The following is a 4,093-nucleotide window of genomic DNA, read 5'->3' as shown; positions in this document are numbered from 1 at the left end:
ACCCGGACCGTCCAAACCGCCAGTTCACGCGACTTCGAATTCACACTGACCAACCTCGGACAAGCCGACATGAACGGTCTGCTCGCGTTGAACTTGAACGTCTTCAGCAGCATGAGTTTGACCGCCCTTCGCCCAGATGTCCAACCACCGATCGACCTGCCCCCCATCGATGTTCCGGCCATCCCCGAACCCTCAACCTACGCCTTGATGGGCCTGGGCCTGGTCGGCATCGTGGCTGTGGCGCGTCGACGCCGTCACACCGCCTGACCTCACGGTAGATCCGCCCAAACCAAAGGCCGGCTGCATCACACAACCGGCCTTTTTTGTCATCGGTGCGCCCCCATTCCGGAGACGTCATCACTTCTGATGCTTACTGCTTGACAGCTTCCACCTGGATCACCAACTTCACATCGTTGGGAATGAAGGGCAGGCCATAGGTCATGCCGAACTTCTCGCGCTGAATGGTGGTCTCGAAGTCGCCGCCGCACACTTCGCGCTTGAGCATCGGGTTGTCGTAGCAGCCAAAGTGGTTGGCCGACAGGGTCACGGTCTGGGTCTTGCCCAGCAGGGTCAGATCGCCCACCACGGCGCTCACCTTGTCACCGTCGAAGATGAAGCGCGAGCTCTTGAACGTGGCCTTGGGGAAGGCTTCGGCATTGAAGAAGTCCTTGCCCTTGAGGTGACCGTCAAAGTTGGCGGTGCCGGTGCTGATCGACGCCATGTCAATCGTGATGTCCACCGAGCCGGTCTTGGCGGCCTTGTCCAGGGTCACGGTGCCCGACTTCTTGTCGAAGCGACCGCAGTTGGTCGAGGTGCCGAAGTGCTTGGCTTCGAAGGTCACGAACGTGTGGGTGGGGTCGATGGCGTAGGTGGCCGGGGCGGCGTGGGCCACACCCACAGCAGCCAGGGTGGCAGCGGTCACAACGGAAGCGATCACGGTACGGGTCATGTCAGAGCTCCTGAGAAGAATGCGTGCCGGGTCGGCACTGAAGAAAACACAAACGAAAGAAGACGAAAGTCGGCCGATCAAAGGGCTGGGACGCCCTGCAGCACCAGCTTGAACTGCACCTGCACATCGTTGGCGACGATGGACGTGTCGGTCCAGTCGCCTTCGCCAATGCGGTAGTCCAGTCGCTTGAGCGTGAAGGCGCCCGATGCCGTGCTCACGCCCTTGGCCTGGGTCAGCGTCACCGGCACCACCAGGTCACGCGCCTGGCCCTTGATGGCCAGCTTGCCGCGCACCTGGAACTTGCCCCCGCCCAAAGCCTGGATGGCGCTGGACTGGAACGTGGCCTTCGGGAACTTGGGCACATTGAACCACTCTGCCTTGGGCAGCTCGGCGTCCGCGTCGGCATTGAGCGACACGCTGCCCAGGTCCAACTCGAAGGCGATCTTGCTGGTGGCCAGGGCCTTGGGGTCGAAAGCGACCTGGGCCTGGAAACGCTTGAAACGCCCTTGCAGGGGCACGCCCAGCTGCTTGGCCACGAAGGTGACTTCGCTCTGGGCCGGCACCAGGGTCTGGCCTGCGGCATGGGCCGACAGGCCCCAGACGGCAGCACTCAGCGCCACAGCGCTCAACACGGTACGGCGAGAAAACATGGTCGGCATCCTTGTGAAACAGGAGAGAAAGCCTGCGCGGCTCAACGGCCAGGGCGCATGCGGTCGATCAGGCCGTCGCGGTCGACGAACTGGTGCTTGAGGGCCGCGGCCACATGCAGGGCCACCAGGCCAATCAAGCCATAGGCGGACAAGGCGTGCAGGGGCTTGAGCACCTGCGCCAAAGGCTCACTGACGGGCACCCAATCGGGCAAAGGCAACACGCCGAACCAGACGATGGGGTAGCCCTTGGCAGAACTGTAGGCCCAGCCCAGCAGCGGCACAGCGAAGAACAGCACGTACATCAGGTGATGGATGCCATGGAAGGCCACCCGCTGCCAGCCCGGCATGGCCCGCTCGATGCGCGCCGGCAGCGCAGGTGGTCGGTGCGTCAGGCGCCACACCAGACGCCAGAACGACAACGCCAGGATCGTCACCCCCGCCCATTTGTGCCAGTTGATCAACTTGAGCTTGGCAAGGGAAAACGGCAAGTCCGCGACGTAGATCCCCACCGCAAAGACAGAGAGAATGAAAACCGCCAGCACCCAGTGCAAGGCCATGGCCACCAAGCCGTAGCGCGGCTCAGAGGTGGTGTGTGAGGTCATGACAGCCCTTCCCAAAGATTCAGCATGATGGTCCTTACTCTAACGAGCCCCTGCGCCCACCAGATTGAGATCGGTTCACGCCTTGATTCAATCTTTTTGAATGGGCTGTCCGGCTTTCCTACGGGTTTTACCCCCCGCCCTATCCCCTGATTCGGGCTTGCACCGGCTTGCCCCATGGCACATGATGGGTCCCAAACACGCAACATGCACGCATCCGCCTTCTTTCGCCAGCTGGCCACCCTGATCCTGGGTCATGAACGCAAGCAACAGTTGCGCATTTCGCGCTCCCTGACTGCGGCGTTCGTCTTTCTGGCCTGCATTGGTCTGCAGATTTATGCCTACCGGCACGGCTTCATGGAGGCTCAGTACGTCTGGCGCCTGTCCATCGTCATCCTCGTCAACGTCGTCTTCTGGTACGCGCTGCTGCGCTCCGGACTGAACCTTCGGTTCCGAGATCCGGCGCTCACCTTGCCGCAGGTGCTGTCCGCCCTGACCATCATCACCTATGCCTATTCGGTGACCGGCCGCATCCACGGCTCCATCATGATGCTGCTGACCTTGGTGCAGGTGTTCGGCATCTTCAACATGAGCCAGCGTGATTCGCGCCTGGCCGGCTTTTACAGCCTGGGCCTGATGGGCTGTGCCATGGTCTACAAGACCCTGACCGACCCCGAGAACTACCCCTACCAGCTCGAGCTCGCTCACTTCATCCTGATCGCGGCCATCTTGCCCACCATCTCGAGCCTGGCGGGCCAGCTCAACAGCATGCGGATGCGCCTGCAGAGCCAGAAGAACGAGCTGGCCCAGGCCCTGACCCGCATCCAGATCCTGGCCACCCGCGACGAGCTCACCGGCCTGTTCAACCGCCGTCACATGATGGAGGTCCTGACCCAGCACCAAAAACGCCTGATCCGCTCCGGCCACCACCGCTTCTGCCTGGCCCTGCTCGACATCGACCACTTCAAGCGCATCAACGACACCCATGGCCACGGCGTGGGTGACGAGGTGCTGCGCGAGTTTGCCGCCACCTTGCAGCGCGCCCTGCGCGACAACGATGTGTTCGCCCGCTGGGGCGGTGAGGAATTCCTGCTGCTGATCAACGACACGTCACCCGAGTTGGCCAACATCGGCCTGGAGCGGGCCCGCGACATGCTCGCGAGCGCCCCCCTGCTGGCGCACATGCCCGACCTGCGGGTGACGTTCTCGGCAGGTTTGACCGGCTACGACGATGTGGAAGAGCTCAGCATCTGCATCGAACGCGCCGACCAGGCCTTGTACCGGGCCAAGGCCGAGGGACGCAACCGCACTGTGATCGACGACCAGCTTCCCTCTCTGGTGGGAAAGCGCCCCCGCACGCCCGTGGCTGCGGCACACTGATGGCTTGTCTGTTCAGCCTGCCCGACAGGCCCCCTGACCATGCCCGCCCTCGAGGTCCCACCTGCTGCCGATGGTGACGACGCGCATCGCCTGATCTTTGGCGTGCTCGATGTCGGCTTGCTGCGGGTCAGCCTCGATGGCCACATCCTGGAGGCCAACCCCTGCGCAGGCGAACGCCTGGGCGCCCCCCCTGACACGCTGATCGGGCGACATCTGCTCGATCTCCTTCACCCCGACGAGAAGGCCACCGGCACAGCCCAGCTGGACGCTGTGCTGGCTGGGTCCCCACTGCCCATCGTCGTGCACCTGTTGCGCGCGCCAGACGGCGGACGCCAGGCACGCGTGCCCCTGCAAATGCACCTGCTGCGTGCCCCGGATGGGCGGGCCGTGCAACTTCTGGGGCGCATGCTGGCGCAGCAAGGCCCCATCCCGCCAGCCCTGTCCACGGCGCCACCGGAGGCCTCGACCGGCTTCGACGTGCTCGCAGGCATGGGGCACGCCCTGCGCACCCCCCT

At 63.7% G+C, this 4,093-nt stretch carries 6 protein-coding genes; 3 read left to right on the top strand and 3 right to left on the bottom strand.

Going from position 1 to position 4,093, the window contains the following annotated elements:
• A partial coding sequence (locus ACMV18_RS06205) for a PEP-CTERM sorting domain-containing protein (RefSeq protein WP_420817126.1) occupies positions 1-267 on the top strand: 267 nt, incomplete at its 5' end.
• 103 nt (positions 268-370) lie between these two features.
• On the opposite strand, the gene ACMV18_RS06200 is transcribed toward ACMV18_RS06205, so the two are convergent.
• The 3 genes from ACMV18_RS06200 to ACMV18_RS06190 all read right to left on the bottom strand — a co-directional run bounded on the left by ACMV18_RS06200 (position 371) and on the right by ACMV18_RS06190 (position 2,201).
• The gene (locus ACMV18_RS06200) at positions 371-949 is read right to left on the bottom strand and encodes a YceI family protein (RefSeq protein WP_420817125.1); all 579 of its coding nucleotides are present in this window, start codon (positions 947-949) and stop codon (positions 371-373) included.
• 77 nt (positions 950-1,026) lie between these two features.
• Positions 1,027-1,599 carry a YceI family protein gene (locus ACMV18_RS06195; RefSeq protein WP_420817124.1) on the bottom strand — a complete coding sequence of 191 codons (573 nt, stop codon included), beginning with the start codon at positions 1,597-1,599 and terminating at the stop codon, positions 1,027-1,029.
• A 41-nt stretch (positions 1,600-1,640) separates the two neighbouring features.
• Complete coding sequence (locus tag ACMV18_RS06190) at positions 1,641-2,201, bottom strand: cytochrome b (RefSeq protein WP_420817123.1); 561 nt, start codon at positions 2,199-2,201, stop codon at positions 1,641-1,643.
• A 204-nt stretch (positions 2,202-2,405) separates the two neighbouring features.
• Here ACMV18_RS06190 and ACMV18_RS06185 point away from each other — a divergent pair, with 204 nt between their 5' ends.
• Complete coding sequence (locus tag ACMV18_RS06185; protein WP_420817122.1) at positions 2,406-3,578, top strand: GGDEF domain-containing protein; 1,173 nt, start codon at positions 2,406-2,408, stop codon at positions 3,576-3,578.
• Between the two features lie 39 nt (positions 3,579-3,617).
• Positions 3,618-4,093, top strand: a 476-nt coding sequence (locus ACMV18_RS06180; protein ID WP_420817121.1) for a PAS domain-containing protein, incomplete at its 3' end; no start/stop codon positions are given.

Origin of the sequence: Aquabacterium sp. (assembly GCF_048860245.1) — a bacterium.
Classification (GTDB): Bacteria; Pseudomonadota; Gammaproteobacteria; order Burkholderiales; family Burkholderiaceae_C; genus Aquabacterium.
The sequence above is the reverse complement of the archived record's forward strand: the minus strand, read 5'-3'. Positions and strand labels throughout refer to the sequence as shown.

What these genes read in the sequence shown, in the direction of transcription:
- ACMV18_RS06195 (WP_420817124.1), bottom strand. Translation starts at nt 1,599, where the DNA reads ATGTTTTCTCGCCGTACCGTGTTGAGCGCTGTGGCGCTGAGTGCTGCC.
- ACMV18_RS06185 (WP_420817122.1), top strand. Translation starts at nt 2,406, where the DNA reads ATGCACGCATCCGCCTTCTTTCGCCAGCTGGCCACCCTGATCCTGGGT.
- ACMV18_RS06190 (WP_420817123.1), bottom strand. Translation starts at nt 2,201, where the DNA reads ATGACCTCACACACCACCTCTGAGCCGCGCTACGGCTTGGTGGCCATG.
- ACMV18_RS06200 (WP_420817125.1), bottom strand. Translation starts at nt 949, where the DNA reads ATGACCCGTACCGTGATCGCTTCCGTTGTGACCGCTGCCACCCTGGCT.